This window comes from Brevundimonas sp. 374 (assembly GCF_900102995.1).
Taxonomy (GTDB): domain Bacteria; phylum Pseudomonadota; class Alphaproteobacteria; order Caulobacterales; family Caulobacteraceae; genus Brevundimonas; species Brevundimonas vesicularis_C.
Genome location: NZ_FNKT01000003.1, coordinates 183836 through 202509 on the forward strand (window position 1 = coordinate 183836; position 18674 = coordinate 202509).

At 65.5% G+C, this 18674-nt stretch carries 19 protein-coding genes; 8 read left to right on the plus strand and 11 right to left on the minus strand.

The window, feature by feature from the left end; all coding sequences use genetic code 11:
• Window positions 1–98 precede the first annotated feature (98 nt).
• A complete protein-coding gene (gene ppc / locus BLR19_RS11180) occupies window positions 99–2798 on the plus strand; it encodes a phosphoenolpyruvate carboxylase (RefSeq protein ID WP_091750904.1) in 2700 nt (899 codons plus the stop codon).
• On the opposite strand, the gene BLR19_RS11185 is transcribed toward ppc, so the two are convergent.
• Complete coding sequence (locus BLR19_RS11185; protein ID WP_055807418.1) at window positions 2799–3764, minus strand: magnesium and cobalt transport protein CorA; 966 nt, start codon at window positions 3762–3764, stop codon at window positions 2799–2801.
• A gap of 214 nt (window positions 3765–3978) precedes the next feature.
• On the opposite strand from BLR19_RS11185, the gene BLR19_RS11190 reads away from it, so the two are divergent.
• Window positions 3979–4266, plus strand: a complete 288-nt coding sequence (locus tag BLR19_RS11190) for a UrcA family protein (protein WP_055754326.1) — start codon at window positions 3979–3981, stop codon at window positions 4264–4266.
• A gap of 101 nt (window positions 4267–4367) precedes the next feature.
• Here BLR19_RS11190 and BLR19_RS11195 read toward each other — a convergent pair whose 3' ends face one another.
• The gene (locus BLR19_RS11195) at window positions 4368–6554 is read right to left on the minus strand and encodes a M3 family metallopeptidase (protein WP_091750907.1); all 2187 of its coding nucleotides are present in this window, start codon (window positions 6552–6554) and stop codon (window positions 4368–4370) included.
• Window positions 6555–6683: 129 nt separating this feature from the next.
• Here BLR19_RS11195 and BLR19_RS11200 point away from each other — a divergent pair, with 129 nt between their 5' ends.
• A complete protein-coding gene (locus BLR19_RS11200) occupies window positions 6684–7541 on the plus strand; it encodes a glutamate racemase (protein WP_055754324.1) in 858 nt (285 codons plus the stop codon).
• Window positions 7542–7545: 4 nt separating this feature from the next.
• On the opposite strand, the gene BLR19_RS11205 is transcribed toward BLR19_RS11200, so the two are convergent.
• From BLR19_RS11205 to argH, 5 genes are all read right to left on the minus strand, one after another.
• On the minus strand, window positions 7546–8535 hold the full coding sequence (locus tag BLR19_RS11205) for a cation diffusion facilitator family transporter (protein WP_091750910.1): 990 nt from the start codon (window positions 8533–8535) through the stop codon (window positions 7546–7548).
• A 78-nt stretch (window positions 8536–8613) separates the two neighbouring features.
• Complete coding sequence (locus BLR19_RS11210) at window positions 8614–9243, minus strand: hypothetical protein (RefSeq protein WP_255366611.1); 630 nt, start codon at window positions 9241–9243, stop codon at window positions 8614–8616.
• A gap of 76 nt (window positions 9244–9319) precedes the next feature.
• A complete protein-coding gene (gene lysA, locus BLR19_RS11215; protein ID WP_091750916.1) occupies window positions 9320–10594 on the minus strand; it encodes a diaminopimelate decarboxylase in 1275 nt (424 codons plus the stop codon).
• A 1-nt stretch (window position 10595) separates the two neighbouring features.
• Complete coding sequence (locus BLR19_RS11220; protein ID WP_055807399.1) at window positions 10596–10826, minus strand: hypothetical protein; 231 nt, start codon at window positions 10824–10826, stop codon at window positions 10596–10598.
• A complete protein-coding gene (argH, locus tag BLR19_RS11225) occupies window positions 10823–12262 on the minus strand; it encodes an argininosuccinate lyase (protein WP_369818853.1) in 1440 nt (479 codons plus the stop codon). The genes BLR19_RS11220 and argH overlap by 4 nt, the downstream gene beginning before the upstream one ends.
• On the opposite strand from argH, the gene BLR19_RS11230 reads away from it, so the two are divergent.
• On the plus strand, window positions 12261–12926 hold the full coding sequence (locus tag BLR19_RS11230; protein WP_091750922.1) for a TlpA family protein disulfide reductase: 666 nt from the start codon (window positions 12261–12263) through the stop codon (window positions 12924–12926). The genes argH and BLR19_RS11230 overlap by 2 nt on opposite strands.
• A 6-nt stretch (window positions 12927–12932) precedes the next feature.
• On the opposite strand, the gene BLR19_RS11235 is transcribed toward BLR19_RS11230, so the two are convergent.
• The 3 genes from BLR19_RS11235 to BLR19_RS11250 form a co-directional block, all read right to left on the minus strand.
• A complete protein-coding gene (locus BLR19_RS11235) occupies window positions 12933–13244 on the minus strand; it encodes a hypothetical protein (protein ID WP_091750925.1) in 312 nt (103 codons plus the stop codon).
• Window positions 13245–13827: 583 nt separating this feature from the next.
• On the minus strand, window positions 13828–14709 hold the full coding sequence (locus BLR19_RS11245) for a restriction endonuclease (RefSeq protein ID WP_091750930.1): 882 nt from the start codon (window positions 14707–14709) through the stop codon (window positions 13828–13830).
• Window positions 14706–15269 carry a tyrosine-type recombinase/integrase gene (locus BLR19_RS11250; RefSeq protein ID WP_176758332.1) on the minus strand — a complete coding sequence of 188 codons (564 nt, stop codon included), beginning with the start codon at window positions 15267–15269 and terminating at the stop codon, window positions 14706–14708. The genes BLR19_RS11245 and BLR19_RS11250 overlap by 4 nt, the downstream gene beginning before the upstream one ends.
• Between BLR19_RS11250 and BLR19_RS14880 the strand changes: the two genes are divergently transcribed.
• A complete protein-coding gene (locus BLR19_RS14880; protein WP_176758333.1) occupies window positions 15238–15594 on the plus strand; it encodes a hypothetical protein in 357 nt (118 codons plus the stop codon). The genes BLR19_RS11250 and BLR19_RS14880 overlap by 32 nt on opposite strands.
• Window positions 15595–15896: 302 nt before the next feature.
• Here BLR19_RS14880 and BLR19_RS11260 read toward each other — a convergent pair whose 3' ends face one another.
• Entirely contained in the window at window positions 15897–16307 is a 411-nt protein-coding gene (locus BLR19_RS11260) for a hypothetical protein (RefSeq protein ID WP_091750940.1), read from the minus strand.
• Between the two features lie 176 nt (window positions 16308–16483).
• Between BLR19_RS11260 and BLR19_RS11265 the strand changes: the two genes are divergently transcribed.
• From BLR19_RS11265 to BLR19_RS11275, 3 genes are all read left to right on the plus strand, one after another.
• On the plus strand, window positions 16484–17065 hold the full coding sequence (locus BLR19_RS11265) for a glycoside hydrolase family 19 protein (protein WP_091750943.1): 582 nt from the start codon (window positions 16484–16486) through the stop codon (window positions 17063–17065).
• On the plus strand, window positions 17062–17442 hold the full coding sequence (locus tag BLR19_RS11270; protein WP_091750946.1) for a hypothetical protein: 381 nt from the start codon (window positions 17062–17064) through the stop codon (window positions 17440–17442). The genes BLR19_RS11265 and BLR19_RS11270 overlap by 4 nt, the downstream gene beginning before the upstream one ends.
• A 668-nt stretch (window positions 17443–18110) precedes the next feature.
• Window positions 18111–18674, plus strand: a 564-nt coding sequence (locus tag BLR19_RS11275) for a hypothetical protein (RefSeq protein WP_218119399.1), incomplete at its 3' end; no start/stop codon positions are given.

Sequence of the window (18674 nt, forward strand, 5' to 3'; positions counted from 1 at the left end):
GTGGCGGCTGTCACGGATCGTGCGTTGACGCGGGCGACTTCGCCCTTCCAGATGCCCATCTCCCCGCGCCGACCCCAAGCCGTCCCAGGATATTTGAGATGATGAGTCCCGCCGCCGACGACGCCCTGCGTGACGAGGTCCGACTGCTCGGCGGCATTCTGGGCGAAATCATCCGCGACGAGGGCGGTCAAGCCCTGTTCGACCATGTCGAGGCGGTGCGACAGGCTTCGATCGCCTATCACCGCGACCCGGCCTCGCACCCCGCCAAGCGGCTGGAGAAGTTGCTGACCGCCATGTCGGTGGATCAGGCGGCCGGCTTGGCGCACGGCTTTGCCCTATTCTCTCTGCTGGCCAATATCGCCGAAGACCGCTCGACCCGCCGCCGCGCCCAGAGCCAGGCCGAGGCCGGCGCCCGGCCCGACACTCCGGAAGGCGCGCTGAAGTGTCTGGCCGATCAAGGCGTGGACCGCGAGGCCGTGCGCGCCCTGCTGGATCAGTCGCTGATTTCGCCCGTCCTGACCGCCCACCCGTCCGAGGTCCGGCGCAAGAGCGTCATCGACCGCATCGCCGCCATCACCGACCTGCTGGACGCCTGTGACAAGGCCGGCGACGCCTGCACCCTGGAGGCCATCGCCGAACCGCTGCGCCGCCAGATCGTCATCCTGTGGGCCACGCGCCTGGTCCGCACCCAGGGCCTTGTTGTGCAGGACGAGATTGACACCGTGGTCTCCTTCCTGGACCGCATCTTCCTGCACGTCGCGCCCAAGCAGTTGTCGGCCTGGCGGCGGTTGCTGGAGGCGCCCGAGCTGAAGCCCTTCATGCGTGTCGGCACCTGGGTTGGCGGCGACCGCGACGGCAATCCGAACGTGGACGCCACGGTGATGGCCGCCGCCTTCCGCACCCAGGCGCGGGCCGTGCTGACCTTCTATCTGGACGAGGTGCACGCCCTGGGCGCCGAACTCAGCCTCGCGGCCGAACTGGCCCAGGTTTCGCCCGAGCTTCAGGCTCTGGCCGACGCCGCCCATGATCCGTCGCCCCACCGCGCGGACGAGCCCTATCGCCGCGCCCTGACCGGCGTCTATGCCCGCCTCGCCGCCACGCACGAGAAGCTGGGCGACGCTCCACCGCCCCGTCGCCCCGCGGTCCAGGCTGAAGCTTATCCCGGCCCCGACGCCTTCGAAGCCGATCTGAAGACGCTTCACGACAGCCTGGTGTCGCACCACGGCGGCGTCTTCGCCGACGACCGGCTCAGCGATCTGATCACGGCGGTCGAGGTGTTCGGCTTCCATATGGCGACCCTGGACATGCGCCAGAACGCCGACGTCCATGAACGTGTTGTCGCCGACCTGCTGAAGGTCGCGGGCGTCGAACTCAACTATCTGGCGCTGGACGAAGAAGGCCGCCTGAAGGTGCTGGCCGCCGAACTGGCCTCGTCGCGCCTGCTGTTCAGCCCCTATGCCGACTATGAGCCGGAAACGCTGAAGGAACGCGCCATCCTTCAGGCCGCCGCGACAGCGCTCGCCGCCTTCGGCCCGCAGGCCATCCGCACTCATATCGTGTCCAAGACCGACGCGGCTTCCGACCTGCTGGAAGTCTATCTGCTGCTCAAGGAGGTCGGTCTCTACCGACCCGAAGACCCCGCCGCCTGCCCGATCCAGGCCGCGCCTCTGTTCGAGACCATCGAAGACCTTCGCGCCGCGCGCCCTACCTTGGAGCGGCTGTTGCAGGAGCCGTCGGCCCTCGCCATCGCCAAGGCGCGAGGCGTGCAGGAGGTAATGATCGGCTATTCGGATTCGAACAAGGACGGCTCCTACCTGACCTCGGGCTGGGAGCTGCACGAGGCTTCGCGCGCCCTGGTCGAGGTCACGCAGAAGCACGGGCTGAAGCTGCAACTGTTCCACGGGCGTGGCGGCACGGTCGGGCGTGGCGGCGGTTCGTCCTTCGCCGGCGTCCTGGCCCAGCCTGAAGGCACGGTCCAGGGCCGCATCCGCACCACCGAACAGGGCGAGGTGATCGCCAACAAATACGGCGAGCCGGAAATCGCGCTTCGCAATCTGGACGCCCTGACCTGCGGCGCCATGCTGGCCTCGCTGGGCAAGGGGACGGATCACGCCTTCACCGCCGAACACGGCGCGACCCTGTCGGACCTGTCGGCGCGTTCGATGGGCGCCTATCGCAAGCTGGTCTATGAGACCGATGGTTTCGTGGACTACTACCGCGCCGCCACCCCCATCGCCGAGATCGCCGATCTGAAGATCGGCTCGCGCCCGTCGTCGCGCACCGCCTCGACGCGGATCGAGGATCTGCGGGCCATTCCCTGGGTGTTCAGCTGGTCGCAAAGCCGGGTCATGCTGCCCGGCTGGTTCGGCTTCGGTTCGGCGGTGCAGGGCAAGGACATGGGCGAGCTGAAGGCGATGGCCGAGGCCTGGCCCTTCTTCAAGACGCTGGTCCAGAACATGGAGATGGTCATGGCCAAGTCCGACATGACCATCGCCCGCCGGTACGCCACCCTGGTCCCCGATGCGTCGCTGGCGTCGCGCATCTATGGCGAAATCCGCGAGGAGTGGCAGCGCACCCACGACGCCATTCTGGCCATCACCGGCCATGACGCCCTGCTGGGCGGCCAGCCCGAGTTGGACCGGCTGATCCGGCTGCGCATGCCCTATGTCGAGCCGCTGAACCACGTCCAGATCGAACTGATCCGCCGCCGCCGCGCAGGCGACGACGACCCCCGCGTCCGCGAGGGCATCCTTCTGGCCATCAACGGCGTAGCGGCGGGCTTGCGAAACAGCGGCTGACTACAGCCACTTCGTCCGTTTGAACGTCACATACAGCGCCGCACAGATGGCCGCGATCACGCCCAGGACCGCATAATATCCGTACTCCCAGCGCAGCTCGGGCATGTGCTCGAAGTTCATGCCGTAGATGCCGGCGATGGCGGTCGGCACGGCCAGAATGGCGGCCCAGGCGGCCAGCTTGCGCGTGATCAGGCCCTGACGCTGCTGCTCCAGCAGATTGGCCACTTCGAACACCGACGACAGGATGTCGTTCAATCCCCCCAGCCGGCTGTTCACCCGCCGCACGTGGTCGCCGACGTCGCGGAAATAGGGCCGAACGTCCGGATCGATACAGGGCAGGTCCAGCGACTGGAGCCGTCCCAGCACCTCTTCCATCGGCCCCAGGATGCGCCGAAACTTCAGCAGCTCGCGGCGAAGGGTGAAGAGCCGGCGGATTTCCAGGCGTGACAGAAAAGCGTCCAGCGTCCGCTGCTCCATCTCCAGAACGCTGTCCTCGACATCGTCGACGATGGGGGCATAAGCGTCGACGATGAAATCCAGAATGCCGTGCAGGACGAAGTCGGGACCCTTCTTGAGCTGCAAGGGCGAGGCTTCCAGCTGTGTGCGCAAATGGTTGTGGGCGCGAGCCGAGCCGTGCCGGATGCTGACCACATGGTCGTCGCCGACGAAGACGTGCGTTTCGCCATAGGCCAGCCGGTCATCGATCTTCATGGCCGTGCGCGCCACTACGAACAGTTCGCGGCCATAGACTTCGACCTTGGGCATCTGGTGCGCCGCCAGGGCGTCCTCGACCGCCAGCGGATGCAGCTTGAACCGTTCCACCAGGACGTCGATCTCGGCGTCCGTCGGATCGTACAGCCCCACCCAGACGAACTCGCCCGGCTCCAGCGCCAACCCCTCGGGCGTCAGCGGTGCCTCTCGCACGCGCTGGCCGTCACGATAGACGTAGGAGGCGACGACGGTCATGAAATCTCCAGCAGATGCCTGCCCTGACTTAGAGGCTGAGGAGCCTCAGTAGAAGCATCGGATGCGCAGACGGGTCGATCCTGACCGAAATGTCATGACGTCGAATTATTGAAGCGGCGCCATTCGGCCGCAGAAGCTTCGCCGCTTCGATCGAATCCAGCTTCACCGTTAGCCACCCCGGACAACAAGGGGTTGGAAAACGGAACTCAGGATCATGCTCAAAATCGTCTCTATCACGGCCGCCGCGGTCCTCTCGGCCGGTTCAGCAAACGCCGCGCAGTTCGAAGCCCACATCCCCTATGGCGATCTCGATCTGTCGACCCGACATGGAGCGGCTGCATTCGACGCACGCGTCAACGGCGCCGCAGATCGCTTTTGCCGTAGTGTCCGATCGATTGAGCGCCCGGTCTGTCGCAATAGTTTCCGGCAGGAAGCGTTGTCTCTGTTGCCCGACCATCGCCGAGCCGAATATGCGCGCGGGCGCTTCGCCTTCGACGCTTGAAACGCAAGACGCCGCCGGACAGATCGTCCGGCGGCATCCGACTTATAGATAGGCGGCTTTCACCAAGGCCTCATCCGTCCCAAAGAACGGAATGCCCTTGATCAGGAAACCGGGAAGCCTCGGACCTTCAGCAGGGCCGCCACGTCCGGGTCGCGACCGCGGAAGGCGCGATAGGCTTCGGCGCGATCGGTGGTGTTGCCGGGGGCCAGCATGATCGACTTGAAGCGGCCGGCGATGTCCGGATTGAACACGTCGCCCGACTCTTCGAAATAGGCCCAGGTGTCGGCGTCCATCGTCTCGGACCACAGATAGCTGTAGTAGCCCGCCGAATAGGCGTCCGACGTGAACAGGTGATTGAACTGCGGCAGGCGGTGCCGCATCACGATCTCCTTGGGCATGCCGATCCGCGCCAGGCTGGCCTTTTCGAACGCGTCGATATCGGTCGGCGGTACGGCCTGGGTGTGCAGGTCCATGTCCACGATGGCCGAGGACAGATAGCTGACGGTCGCATAGCCCTGGTTGAAGGTGGCGGCGGCCTCGATCTTGCTGACCAATTCGGCCGGCATGGCCGCGCCTGTTTGATAGTGCTTCAGATAGCCGTCCAGGATCGGGCGGCTCAGCACCCAGTGCTCGTGCACCTGCGACGGATATTCGACGAAGTCGCGCGGCGTATTGCCGTACGACGGATAGGTCACCACCGACGACAGATAATGCAGGGCGTGGCCGAACTCGTGGAACAGGGTCTCGGCGTCGTCCAGCGAGATCAGCACGGGCTCGCCCGGCTCCGGCTTGGTGAAGTTGTTGTTGTTCGACGCCAGAATGACCTTGGCGCCGTCCAGCTGCGAGAACGACCGATAGGTGGTCATCCAGGCGCCCGAACGCTTGCCTGGGCGGGCGTAGTCGTCGGTGTAATACAGACCGATCAGGCGGCCATCGCGGCTCTTGTCATAGACCTCGTAGGCCTCGACGTCGGGCTCGAACGTCGGGACCGATCCCTTGGGCAGCTTCTTGAACTGGAAGCCGTACAGGCGTTCGGCCATGGCGAAGGAGCCGGCGCGGACCGCGTTCAGCTCGAAGTAGGGCTTTAGCTGGTTCTGATCCAGGTCGTATTTGGCCTTACGCACCTTCTCGGCGAAGTAGAGGTAGTCCCATGGCTCGATGTCGAAGCCGGCGATCGCCTTCATGTCGGCGACTTCCTCGGCGACGCGGGCCTTGGCCGGCGCCCAGACGCGATCCATCAGGGCCTGAGCATTGGCCGGGGTCTTGGCCATCGTGTCCTGCATGCGCAGTTCGGCGTGGTTGCGATAACCCAGCAGCTTGGCGCGTTGGTCGCGCAGTTTCACGATCTCGGCGATGGTGGCGTTGGTGTCGTTGGCGTCGCCGTTGTCGCCGCGATTGACGAACTTCTTCCAGACCTGCTCGCGCAAGGCCCGGTCGTCGGCGAAGGTCAGGAAGGGATCGACCGCCGAACGCGTGTTCAGGATCGCCCAGCCTTGCAGATTGCGGCTGCGCGCCGCGCTGGCGGCGGCGGCCTTGTTGGAATCTGGCAGGCCCCGCACGCCGGCCTCGTTGGGGATCAGCGTCCAGGAATTCTCATCAGCGACGACCTTCTGGCCGAAGCGGGTGAAAGCGTTGGACAGGGCGGTGTTGATCCGGCCCAGTTCGGCCTTGCCGGCCGCGTCCAGATTGGCGCCCGAACGGATGAAGGCGTCGCGGCGACGCTCGGCCAGACGCTTCTGCTGGGCGCTGAGGCCCGCCGCGTCCGCGGTGTCGGCGACGGTCTTGACCCGCTGGAACAGCTTCTCGTTGAAGGTGATCTCGTCAGAAGCAGCGGACAGCAGCGGCGACAGCTCGGTGTCGACCGCGTCATAGGCTTCGCCGCCGATGTTGGAGGTCATCACGCCATAGACGTTGGACGCCCGGTCCAGCGGCTCGCCGGCCAGCTCCAGCGCCGCCATGGTGTTGGCGAACGTCGGGGCCTCGGGGTTGTTGGCGATGGCGGCGATGTCGGCGCGCTGCAGTTCGATGCCTTCCAGCATGGCTTCGCGCAGCTTGGCCGGCGTCACCTTGTCGAAGGGCGGAACGCCATCATACTTTCCGGTCCAGGCCTGCAGCAGCTCGGCGCGCGGCGTCTGGCGGGGCAGGACGGCGCGGGCGATGCGCGCTTCCTCGGCGACGCTGGCGGCGGACGGCGCCGCAGCGGACCTGCCCGAGGTCGCGCCTGTGGAAGCGCAGGCCGACAGGGCCATCAGGCTGCCGCCCGCGATGAGAAGCTGGCGTCTATGCATGGAATGCTCCGAAACAAGATCATGGTTGCGATACACTTAGGCGCACGGATCGGCCCCGTCACCTGACGCGGGGATAAACTTGTCGCCAATCCGGTTGGATACGTCGTCGCACTGTTCTAAAGCCGGGCCATGGCTATTGGCGTTTTCGACTCCGGCGTGGGCGGCCTGACCGTCCACCGCGAACTGACCCGACGCTTCCCCCAGCGGGACTTCGTCTATCTGGCCGACCAGGCCCACGCCCCCTACGGCGGGCGAGGCGGCGAAGACATCGTCGAACTGACGAAAATCGGCTGCGAAAGGCTGTTCGACGCCGGCGCCTCCGTCGTCGTCCTGGCCTGCAACACCGCCAGCGCCATTGCGCTTCGCCGCCTGCAACAGACCTGGCTGCCGGGTCTGCGCGAGCGTCTGGGCCGTCCGGTCAACATCCTGGGCATCATCGTCCCGACCATCGAGGCGGCGACCGGCAAGCCCTGGAGCTTCGAGGCCGAGCGCCCGCAGGAAGGCGAAAAGGTCGCCTCCATCGACATCACCGGCGTCTTCTGCACCGCCGCCACCGCCATCAGCCGCGTCTATGAGATCGAGATCGACAAGCGGCGCGAGGACATTGCCGTCTTCTCTGAACCCTGCCCCGGCCTGGCGGGCCTGATCGAACTGGGCGCGCCGCCGGAGGAGCTGAAGGTGGTGATCGACGACCACGTCGATGCGCTGCGTCGCCGCATCGGCCGCCACCCGGACAAGGCCATCCTGGGCTGCACCCACTATGAGATCGTCGCCGAACTGTTCGCCCAGGCCCTGCCGGCCGGGACCGTTCTGATCGAACAGCCGACGGCGGTGGCGGATGCGCTGGAGCGCTATTTCAAGGCGCACCCCGAATACGATCTGGGCGACAGCGGGCGTCGCGACTTCCTGACCACCGGCCAGGCCGGGCCGCAGTCGGAACTGGTGTCCCAGTTCTGGGGCGCGCCGGTGACGTTCGAACAGGCCTAAGGGCTCAGCAGCCCGGACAATCGGGCAGCGGCTCGGTCTCCAACTGCAATGTCGTATGGCCAATGGCGTAGCGCTTCGCCACGGCCTGGGCCTCGCAGATCAGGGCCGCCGTGTCGGCGCGGTCGTGGACCAGGTGGGCGGTCAGGGCCGTCTCGGTCGTCGACAGTCCCCAGACGTGCAGATCATGCACGGCTCGCACGCCCGGCAGGCCGACCAGCGCCTGTTCCAGAGCCGGCACGTCCACGCCCGTCGGGGCGCCGTCCATGGCCAGATTGACCGAGTCCTTCAGCAGGCCCCAGGTCGACCACAGGATCACGACGACGATCACGAGGCTGACCAGCGGATCGACCACCGACCAGCCGGTCATCATGATCAGCCCACCGGCCAGGACCACGCCCAGCGACACGCCTGCGTCGGCCATCATGTGCAGATAGGCGCCGCGCGCATTCAGATCGTGCTGGGACTTCATGAACAGCAGCGCGGTGCCCAGGTTGATGACGAAGCCGATGCCGGCGACCGCCATGATGACGGCCGATCCGACCGGGGCGGGCTCGTTGAACCGCCGCACGGCCTCGAACGCGATGGCCCCGCAGGCGAAGATCAGCAGCAACGCATTGCCCAGCGCCGCCAGCACCGTCGCCTTGCCGAAGCCATAGGTCCGCCGACCGCCCGCCGCCCCATGTGCGCCGCGTCGCGCCAGCCAAGCCGCGCCGCCCGCCATGGCCAGACCCAGCACGTCCGACAGATTATGCCCGGCGTCGGCCAGCAGGGCGGTCGAGTCCGCGATCAGGCCCGCGCCGAACTCGCACGCCACGAACAGCAGATTGACCACCAGGCCGACGGCATAGCGCCAGTCGCCGGTGTCCACCGGACCGTGGCTATGGCCGCCGTGGCCGTGGCTGTGTCCGTGGTGACTGTGAGAATGCCCATGGCCATAATCCGCATGATCGTGGTCATGCCGGTGGCTGGGGCTGTGGTCGTGCGCGGCGTTCATGGCTCGCCTATACGCCCTCTGGCGAAACAGCCAAGCCGATACATGATAACGCATTGAATGTTATCATGTAATATCGCGTCAGTGTTGATGCATGGCGACCATGAGGCCCAAGGCGATCAGGGCCACGCCCAGCACCGCCCCCTCATATCGCGCCCATCGCTCCAGCCGCAGGATCGAGGCGCCGGCGCTGGCCAGGGCCGTGAAGACCGCCATGCCGGCGATGGTCCCCGCCGCGAACACCACCGTCAGCAGCGCCAGCGCGCCAAGCCCCGCGGAGGCCGAAGACAGATAGATGGGCAGCAGCACTTCGCCCGGCGAGACCGCCATCATGGCGACCAGACCCAGGAAGGCGGCCTTGTCGGACACGGCGGGCTCGGGCGTCTCGACCGCAGGCCCGCCGGCCATGGCCGGACGCTTGAGGGTCGCGCGGGCCAGATAAAAGGCGCCGAACAGGAACAGCAGCACCGCCGCCAGGTGAGGCAGCACGCCCTCGATCCACTGATCCAGCGCCAGACCCGCCGCCACGATCAGACCACCGACCACCGCCGTCGTGGCGATATGGGCCAGGCCCGCCGTCGTCACCGCCATCAGAATCCGCGACGGTCGCCAGCCTTGCGCCCGCCCCACCAGGGTGAAGGGCAGCCAGTGGGTCGGCAGGGCCGCATGCAGAAAGGCCGCAACGAAGCCGCCGCCCAGCAGGGAAAGCATGACAGACTGTTCGGGGCCGGGGGACATGACCGGCCCTATAGCGTGTTACTTTATAACGGTCGAGAAGAATCGGCGATCAAAGCCAATCGGCGAACGGCTCGCGGTCCAGCATCTCTTCATAGGTCGGACGTGGCCGGATCACCGCCCACTGATCGCCATCCACCAGCACCTCGGGGATCAGGGGCCGGCTGTTGTATTCGCTGGACATCACCGCGCCGTAAGCCCCTGCGCCGGTGAAGACGATCAGGTCCTCGGCCTCCAGCGGCGGCAGCGCGCGGTCCCGCGCGAAGGTGTCGCCCGTCTCGCACACCGGCCCGACCACGTCATAGGACGTCGCCGCACCCCCGCGCGGATTGACCGGCTGGATGTCGTGAAAGGCGTCGTACAGCGCCGGCCGCATCAGGTCGTTCATCGCCGCGTCCAGCACCAGAAAGCGCCGTCCGTCCGAGCGTTCGTTGACCTGGATCACCTGGCTGAGCAGCACGCCGGCGTTGGCGGCCAGCAGCCGGCCCGGCTCGAACGCCGCCTCGACCTCCAGTCCGTTCAGAACCCGTGCGGCCATGGCGACATACTCGGCCGGCGACGGCGGCTCGGTCCCGCCGGAATAGGGCACGCCCAGCCCGCCGCCCAGATCCAGCCGGGTCACGGCATGACCCTGCGCCCGCAGTTTGCGCGTCATGTCCGCCAAGACCTCGAACGCGGCCTTCAGCGGATTAAGATCGGTGATCTGGCTGCCGATATGACAGGCCAGCCCCACCGGCGTGACATGGGGCGAGGCCGAGGCGCGGGCATAGAGATCCATCGCCTCCTCGACCGGCACGCCGAACTTGTCGCCCTTGCCGCCCGTGGTGATCTTGGCGTGGCCGCCCGCGCCCACGTTCGGATTGACCCGAACGGCGATGGCCGGCGAGGCGTCCATCATGGCCGCGACGGCGATCAGCCGATCCAGCTCTGCGCCGGATTCAACGTTGATCTGACGCACGCCAACGCTGATGGCGAAGGCCATTTCCACATCGGTCTTGCCGACGCCGGAGAAGATGATCCGGTCGGACGGCACGCCGGCGGCAAGCGCCCGGCGGATTTCGCCCTCCGACACCGTGTCCGCGCCGGACCCCAGTTTCGCCAGGGTCGCCAGCACCGACAGGTTGGAGTTGGCCTTGACCGCAAAGGCGATCAGGGCCTCGCCCAGAGCGTCCCGATGCGCGTCTGCCGCGGCGCGCAGCAGGCCGTAATGCCGCTTCAGGGTCGCGGTCGAATAGACATAGGCCGGTGTGCCGACCTCGTCCGCGATCAGCTCCAGCGGCACGCCCTCGGCATGGAGGGCGCCGTCCTTCAGGTCGAAATGGTGCAACTTACCGCGGGTCGTTCTGGGCGGCGCCGGCGCCGATCGGGTTGGATGGGCCGCCGTCGATCGGCACGCTGCTGGACGGACGGTTCATGGTCGCCGGCTCGGGTAGCCCCGGCGCTCGGCTGCTGCGCGGCGCACGTTCGGTCTCGCGCACCGGCGATTCCAGATCGGCCATCCGGCCGCAGGCGGAGGTCAGGAGGGCGAGCGCGCCCGCGAGGATCAGAGATTTTTTCACAGGCGGGCTCTCCAGTCGGCGATGCGCGCACGGACCTGTTCCGGCGCGGTTCCCCCATAGCTTTGGCGGCTTTGGCACGAAGCCTCGGCGGTCAGCACCTTGTAAACCGCTTCGGTGATCCCCGGCTCCAGTTTCTGCATTTCTTCCAGCGGCAGTTGCGACAGATCCACGCCCAGCGTCTCTGCCTGTTTGACCGCCGCCCCCGTCACATGGTGCGCCTTCCTGAACGGCAGATTCAGTTCGCGCACCAGCCAGTCGGCCAGGTCCGTCGCGGTCGAAAAGCCCGCGCCCGCCGCCTGGGCCATCCGTTGGGTGTTGGGTTGCAGGGCCGAAACCATCGCCGTCATCGCGACCAAGGCCAGATCCAGGGCGTCGAAGGCCTCAAACACCGGCGGCTTGTCTTCCTGCATATCCTTGGAATAGGCCAGCGGCAGGCCCTTCATCACCGTGGACAGAGCGACCAGCGAACCCATGATCCGCCCGGTCTTGGCCCGCACCAGTTCGGCGGCATCCGGATTGCGCTTCTGCGGCATGATCGACGAGCCGGTGGTCAGGTCGTCGGGCAGGCTGGCGAAACCGAACATCGGCGTCATCCAGACCACGATCTCCTCAGCCAAGCGCGACAGATGCCCGGCCGTGATTGAGGCGGCGGCCAAGCTTTCCAGCGCGAAGTCGCGGTCCGACACGGCGTCCAGGCTATTAGCCATCGGCCGGTTGAAGCCCAGTTCCGCCGCCGTCGCCTGGCGATCGATGGGGAATGGCGAACCGGCCAGGGCTGCGGCCCCCAACGGGCTTTCATTCATCCGGGCGCGGGCGTCGGCGAAACGCCCGGCATCGCGGCCAAACATCTCGACATAGGCCATTAGATGGTGGCCCAGGGTCACGGGCTGGGCGGTCTGCAAATGGGTGAAGCCGGGCATCAGGTCGCCGGCATGCTGTTCAGCGCGTGTCAGCAGAGCGGCCTGCAGCGCCTTCAACTGCGCGACCGAGCGATCGCAGGCGTCGCGGACCCACAGGCGGAAATCGACCGCGACCTGATCGTTGCGGCTGCGCGCCGTGTGCAACCGGCCGGACGGCTCGCCGATCAGTTCATTGAGGCGCGCCTCCACATTCATGTGGATGTCCTCGAACTGATCGCGGAAGGGGAAGGTGCCGGCCTCGATCTCGGATTGGATGACGTCCAGCCCGCCCAGGATCGCGTCCGCATCGGCCTGCGCGATGATGCCCTGCTTGGCCAGCATGCGGCAGTGGGCCCGCGATCCGGCCAGATCCTGACGCCACAGGCGCTGGTCCACGCCGATGGAGACATTGATCGCCTGCATGATCTCGGCGGGGCGCGACGAAAAGCGTCCGCCCCACATGTCTTGACCCGCGGGCTTCACCGGCGCAGTCGAACTGCCGGATGGATTGGCGTCGGAAGAAGGTGTTTCGGTCATGAGCGGCTCAAGAAAGGCGATCTGGGCGGTCGTCGGCGCGGTCGTCGTCGTCAGCACCATCGCCGGCGCCGGCGGCATGGCGATGTCGCTATACGCCAATCATCGCCAGAAGGCGCAAGTCGAACAGACGACAACCGCCGCTGCGGCGCCAAAAAGCGACCTGGCGCGCTTCGCGGTCGGATCCCTGGCCGCGCTGTCGACCCCGGCCGAGGCGGAACCGGCGCCCGAATACGCCTTCCGCGACCGCACCGGCACGGCCGTCCGCTTTTCGGCCTTCCAGGGCAAGGTCGTGGTCGTAAATCTTTGGGCGATGTGGTGCGCGCCCTGCAAGGCGGAGATGCCCACGCTTCAGGCGTTAGCGAAGGCCTATGAAACGAACGAGGATCTGGTCGTCTTGCCGATCAACGTGGACGCCACGCCCGAAGCCGCAGCCGAGGCTAAACGTTTCCTGGCCGACCACGCCCCCCTGCCCTTCTACAGCGACGCCAAATTCCAGCTGCCGTTCGAGTTTCCCGGCAAGGGCGCCATGCCGCAGACCATCGTCCTGGATCGCCAGGGCCGCATTCGCGCCGTGATGAAAGGCGAGGCGGACTGGTCCAGCCCGGAGGCCCGCGCCCTGATCGATGCGATCCTGGCGGAAGGCGGCGCGCCGCCTCCCGCCTGATTGACCTTAGTTGTTATTGGCCGGCACGCGCTGATCGGTCGCGGGATTGATCGCGCCGGGCTTGCCCTCGGCCGCCGCTTCCGCCTGTTCGTTTTCCAGCTTGTCGGCGACCTTGCCGGCGCCGCTCTCGACCGCCTGCGCCGCCTTCATCGCGCCGCCCTCGATCACTTCGCCGGCCTGAGACGCCACATCGGCCGTCTTGTCGGCGGCAGCCTCGGCATGCGCCTCGGTCTTTTCCTGCTCGGCCTGGGTGCAGGCGGCCGCGCCCAGCGTCATTGCGGCGACGGCCGCCATCAGGGCTTTGGTTCGGATCGTCACGACGAAACTCCGGTCAACGTTGAAAGCTCGACCGAAAAACGCAGCACAACGGCGCAGGTTGCAGCCAGCCAAAGCAACGGCAGTCGTTACGCGCAACTCAAGATCGATCGCTGCGCGCGTTGTATTTGCTAGTTGGGACGAGACATGAGACCGTAGATCATCAAGGAGACACGCATGTTCGCAACATCATTGGCCTTTGCATCCACGCTAGCATTGCAAGCATTAGCTCAAACCCCTCCAGCGACGACAGCGCCGTCACCTCAGGTTGCCGCTGAGGACCAAGCAGCGCCCCCTCCCCGGGCGCGCCGCGTCTGCGAGCGGCGAGCCCTGACAGGTCGCAGGCTTGAGCAGACCATCTGCTATACGCCTGAGCAATATGCTGCTCTGGTCGAGGCCAAGCGCAAGGAACTTCGCGAAATTCAGAGCCGAGACGCCGTGCAATACGACCGCTCGATCGTCGGCATTCCGCCTGGACCGCTTTGAACTGGCGACTTTGCTCAGCATCGTGGAAATGGTGACTGGAGGCGGAATCGAACCGCCGACCTGTGGGTTATGAACGGCCCGATCTCCGACGTCTAAGTAGTTAACCTTTATGGGATTTCCCGAGGCTCATCGTGTGAGGTTCGGGACTATTCCGGGGCTGCGGATCAACAACCATGTTCACGGTTGTCGATCCGTCGTCCTGCCGCGCAAACACAATCCGCCCCCCGGGAACCTCAGCTGTTGCGAAGGACCGGCCATCGCTTTCGGCTGGGCCATAGGTGTGAAGTTTCCAGGGTGCCAAATCCTGAAGTACGTCCAGCGTCAATGTCATTGAACCGCCCTGGATGGCGCGGATTTCACCATCGGCAAAACGAACATTCGCTTGGATGCCATTGAAGGAACCACTGATGACGTTCCGCCCTGGCACGAAATGATGGCCGTTCTGTTGAGCTCCTTGAAGCACGACATTCGCCAGCACCTCGGTCGGAATCGGCTCTCCACTGATGTCGATTAGCTGCGCGAAATCGCCTTGGCGCGAGGTGTCGGACGATACAAAATTGATGGCGAGGCTGACGAAGCTCATTGTTTCGACCACTAACCCGGGAGCCGTAAGCCAACTGAAGGCTTTCGCCTCATGAAGACTGAGGCAGAGGACATTGAGCGTTGCGGCGGTCTTCAAGGCCGTTTTCGCGAAGCCTTTCGTGCTGACCATGCAGGCCCGATGAACTCCGGTTCTTTGGCATTTCGCGGCGAACTGCTCGACATCGGGCACTCCTATCGGCCTTGACCGATCCCGACATTCTAGAGCGGTCACCGTCTCATGATGAAGGTGCCGAAACGTCAGGACTACGTCGTGCTCACGCAGTTGGCCGGTCACGACGTCTTTGAGACGTTTCGGAGATTCGACGGTGAAGCGTGAATCTTGCTCTGACGTTCGTTCAAGCGCGGCCACAAGGATCTGTAGAGCTTCGCCCGGCTTCATCCTGCCTTGACCTCGGATTTCGGTAGCGCGGCATCTGCCTCGGTGTGGATTTCCGCTAGAGCTTGACGAACGTCATCCTCGATCGCGTGTGCATAGACCATAGTGGACTTGATGTCGGCGTGCCCGAGGAGACGTTGAGCCACACGCAGGTTCTTCGTCTTCCGGAGGGTCTGCATGGCGGCGTGGTGCCGGGCAGCATGAATGCCGCGCATGCCTTTGGCCTCCTTCAACCCTGACCGAACCATAGCGCGCCGGACGGCTATTTCTAGGCCGCCGTAGGTGAGCGGAATCAGCTTTATCTTGGCGCCCGGCCCCTTGATCCGCTTCTCTCGGAACCACACCGTGGTGAGTTTGGCGGCTCTCGCTCTGCCGAGACGGGCGGCCATCTGCGCAGCGTCTTCAGGAAGCAAGGGGATGATGTGATCGTCGTCGCCCTTGCGCTCGCGGAGCCGGACGCGGGCGTTGTCAAGCTGGGAGACATCGAGGTCATCCAGGCCAAAAAACAGTTCGGCTAAGGCGGCGATGTCGATGCGGCTGAGCGCAGAGCAGCTGGCGCGCATGGAGGCCAGCCGGGCGCGGCGCGTGGCCGGTCCCGTCGAGGTGGTGGTGTCGGGCGTGACCCTGCGCCCTTCGCAGCGGGATGCGCTGATGGAAGCCGAGCGTCTGGCCGGCGGCGGCCTGGCTGAGCGACGCAAGGCGGCCATGCTGGTCCGTCTGGTCGAGGGGCAGTTGAAGGCGGCGCGCGATGGGGCGGCCGTCGAGGCGGCGATCGAGGACACGTTGCTGCGGGCCGAGGCGCGCGGCGAGGCGTTCGAGGTCGAGACGGTGGCGGTCGGCGAGTTCCGGCGCGACGACAACGGCGGGCTGGCGCGGCTGTCTGTGTGATCAGCTGATCGGTCAGGTCCAAGTGGATTTCCAGCGCGGCAATGGCCTCGGTTCTGGCACGCTCTGCGGCAGATCGATCACCCGCCGTCAGATGGGCTGCGAACTCGGTGATCTTCGCCGTCATCAGCTGTTCCGCGCCCATGGCGCGCCGCTCCAGCGTCCCGTCATCCATTCACATCTCCCAAGCGGTTTTGCGGCCCGGCCGTTGATGTCCTCGCCCAGCCGGGCCGCCTGACGCAGTTCGGGCACGAGCTGCGACGCTTATGGCTTAGCTCAGCGTTTGAAGCGACCAAACCAAGTCTTTAGCGGGAGGTTGGCAAGATCGGCACGATGGTGTCGCCGTGCGTCCTGAGGCGCCGCCCTATGCGGCACGCAAATCGCTTGTCGCGATACTCGAAATCAACGCTGGAGCCATCCGGGATGTCGTAGATTACCGTCTCCCCATGGAAGGCGACGACCAGTAGGCCTGGGCTGCCGAAACCACATCGCCCAGCTTCCAGCTGCTGGAACCAGCAGTTGGTCAAACCCTTCTCCGTTTGAATCCGAAGATCGCCGAACAGCCAGCTATTGGGTAGCCGCTCAGGATGTTCAGGTGGTGTCGCTGCCACCGGACACGGCACCTGCCCAATTTCCTCCGCTGGAACGTAATGCAACATGGAGGTGTCGGACCCTCCGCTTAGTTGCGCAGCAAGTATGAGTGCAGTGAACAGCATCCTGGCATTCTAACTCGGGCGACCGATCATCGTCTGTAGGGCATGATTGAGCAGATAGGCCGGGGCATCTGCGGAACCTCCGGCCCATAGCTCCCCGCTAGAGCGAGCGCTTGGCTCAACAGTGACGCTATCGCGCACACCTAAAGCGCGCAACCCCCACAATCTGGAGACTTACCATGCTCGACGCCCGTCGATTGCAGACGAACCTTCGCGTGCCGGTCGACGGGATCATCGGCGCCGGCACCCTGACCGCTTTTTTCGCACGGATGGGCGCCGCCCCGGCAATCGCCGCCGAACTCGGCCTCGCCGCGAACGTCCACTTCAGCACCTACGGCATTCTCGACACCGGCCTCCGCTTGGCTCACTTCATGGGTCAATGCTCGCATGAGAGCGGCGGCTTCCGGTACATGGAAGAGATCGCCAGCGGCGCCGGCTATGAGGGCCGGGCAGACCTGGGAAACACCCAACCCGGCGACGGCAAGCGATACAAGGGTCGCGGCCCGATCCAGCTCACCGGAAGAGCCAACTATCGCCGCGTCGGGCGCCAGATCGGCATCGACCTGGAAAGCCGGCCCGAGATGGTCGCCTATCCGTCGATCGGCCTGCTGGTCGGCTGCGTCTATTGGGACGGCCGCAAGCTGAACGCCAAAGCCGACGCCGACGACTTGGAAGGCCTGACCCGCGCCATCAACGGCGGCACGAACGGTCTCGCTGATCGGCGGGCCCAGACGGCGAAGGCCAAGGGCCTGATCCTATGATCGCCGCCCTCGCCGTCCTCCGCTCCATTCCGCGCCTGCTCAGCCCGACCGGCTGGCTGATCGTCGCCATCATCGCCGCCTTCGTCCTGACCGGCGCCTACTGCTCTTACAGGGGCGCACAGGGCGAGCGAGGCCGGCAGGCAGTCGCGACACAGAAGACCAATGCGAAGGCGTCAGGCGCGCGGGAAACCGCAGCTGTCGAGGCATCAGTCGAAACTCCCATCATCAACGCCCGCCAGAAGGATCTCTCCGATGCGGTCAACTCGCTCCCTGATGCTGTCCCTAGCGCTCGCCGCGTCCGTCTCGCTTGCGAGCGGTTGCGCCACCAAGGCTCCGCAGAGCGCCTTCTACCCGAGCCCTGCCGATCTGGCGGTTGAGCCGAAGCCGGTCCTCGCGCCTGGGGCGATCTATTCAGAGGCCGCGCTCGACGCCTACGACATTGCCATCGAGGCCCGGGGCGATCGGCTAGCGGCTCAAGTCGGGCGGTTGTGCCGGTTCTTCGACACCATGGGAATGCGGGGGCTGGATTGTCCGCCGCCGCCGCGACCTGGTTAGAGAAAACGCTCGCGATGGGTCAGGATTTTCAGAAGGCTGTCAGCGCCGATAAGGATGTTGGCCAGAATAGTCATGACAGACCAACGTGGGGTCTGACCCACCGTTCCGCCATGTTCAGCGTCGAGCCTCGGCTCCGCTATCGAGGCCGCTCCGGGGGACCGGGGCGGCTCTCTTCTTTTGTGGCTTTCTCGCGCCGAGAATTGCGCAAATCGGTCCGTCGTAAGCCCGGGTAGATCGCTGTGCCAATTCGGCACTCGCAAAGCTTCAATCATCGAAACCCCTGTTGCGCGAACGCCGTGCGCCTCATAGAGCCGAATGGTTAACCCGCGTTAGCCAAGTCGTTGATTCGTGCCCTTTTGGGACGGCACGGCTCTTGGAGAGCCCGGGTGTCGGGACAGGGTCAACCTTTCCCGTGGAATGCTGGGGGGAGCTGGGAAACCAAGCGACCGCTTAATCAACAACGGCGATCTATTCGCTTGGAGAGACCACTATGAAACTCGCTTCCCTGATGGCTGGCGCCGCTGCGCTGGCTCTCGTTGCCGCTCCGGCCATGGCCGACACGATTAATCAAGGCTCCGCCGTTGGCGGTTTCTCGAAAGGCAACTACGGCGCCTACACGTCGGCGAACGGCACGACCGACATGAACTTCATCGGCTTCGTGAAGACCAATGGTCTTGGCGGCCAAGACAGCGGCATCTCGGTCTTCACCGCGACCGGCAGCTCGGCTGCCAACAACGGCACGGCGTCGAACAACGACGGCGCGACCTTCACCCTGAAGGGCGCTGTGTCGACGGACTGCGCCTACTATACCGGCAACGCCTCGACCACGATCGACTTCGGCACCATCGGCATCTACGCCTCGGACGACACCGGCCCGGCCAATGCCTTTGACATGACCGCTCCGGCCAACGTCACCATCGACACCAACCTGGCCGGCTGCAACACCTCGAACACCGTCACCGTGTCCAAGAACGACATCCGCGGCCTGGTGAACAACTCGGGCGCCGGTTACGACTCCAACGTCTTCCAGGCCAACCTGCCTTACTCGGTCACC

What these genes read in the sequence shown, in the direction of transcription:
- ppc (WP_091750904.1), top strand. Translation starts at nt 99, where the DNA reads ATGATGAGTCCCGCCGCCGACGACGCCCTGCGTGACGAGGTCCGACTG.
- BLR19_RS11185 (WP_055807418.1), bottom strand. Translation starts at nt 3,764, where the DNA reads ATGACCGTCGTCGCCTCCTACGTCTATCGTGACGGCCAGCGCGTGCGA.
- BLR19_RS11190 (WP_055754326.1), top strand. Translation starts at nt 3,979, where the DNA reads ATGCTCAAAATCGTCTCTATCACGGCCGCCGCGGTCCTCTCGGCCGGT.
- BLR19_RS11195 (WP_091750907.1), bottom strand. Translation starts at nt 6,554, where the DNA reads ATGCATAGACGCCAGCTTCTCATCGCGGGCGGCAGCCTGATGGCCCTG.
- BLR19_RS11200 (WP_055754324.1), top strand. Translation starts at nt 6,684, where the DNA reads ATGGCTATTGGCGTTTTCGACTCCGGCGTGGGCGGCCTGACCGTCCAC.
- BLR19_RS11205 (WP_091750910.1), bottom strand. Translation starts at nt 8,535, where the DNA reads ATGAACGCCGCGCACGACCACAGCCCCAGCCACCGGCATGACCACGAT.
- BLR19_RS11210 (WP_255366611.1), bottom strand. Translation starts at nt 9,243, where the DNA reads ATGCTTTCCCTGCTGGGCGGCGGCTTCGTTGCGGCCTTTCTGCATGCG.
- BLR19_RS11230 (WP_091750922.1), top strand. Translation starts at nt 12,261, where the DNA reads ATGAGCGGCTCAAGAAAGGCGATCTGGGCGGTCGTCGGCGCGGTCGTC.
- argH (WP_369818853.1), bottom strand. Translation starts at nt 12,262, where the DNA reads ATGACCGAAACACCTTCTTCCGACGCCAATCCATCCGGCAGTTCGACT.
- BLR19_RS11245 (WP_091750930.1), bottom strand. Translation starts at nt 14,709, where the DNA reads ATGAAGCCGGGCGAAGCTCTACAGATCCTTGTGGCCGCGCTTGAACGA.
- BLR19_RS14880 (WP_176758333.1), top strand. Translation starts at nt 15,238, where the DNA reads ATGCGGCTGAGCGCAGAGCAGCTGGCGCGCATGGAGGCCAGCCGGGCG.
- BLR19_RS11250 (WP_176758332.1), bottom strand. Translation starts at nt 15,269, where the DNA reads ATGCGCGCCAGCTGCTCTGCGCTCAGCCGCATCGACATCGCCGCCTTA.
- BLR19_RS11260 (WP_091750940.1), bottom strand. Translation starts at nt 16,307, where the DNA reads ATGCTGTTCACTGCACTCATACTTGCTGCGCAACTAAGCGGAGGGTCC.
- BLR19_RS11265 (WP_091750943.1), top strand. Translation starts at nt 16,484, where the DNA reads ATGCTCGACGCCCGTCGATTGCAGACGAACCTTCGCGTGCCGGTCGAC.
- BLR19_RS11270 (WP_091750946.1), top strand. Translation starts at nt 17,062, where the DNA reads ATGATCGCCGCCCTCGCCGTCCTCCGCTCCATTCCGCGCCTGCTCAGC.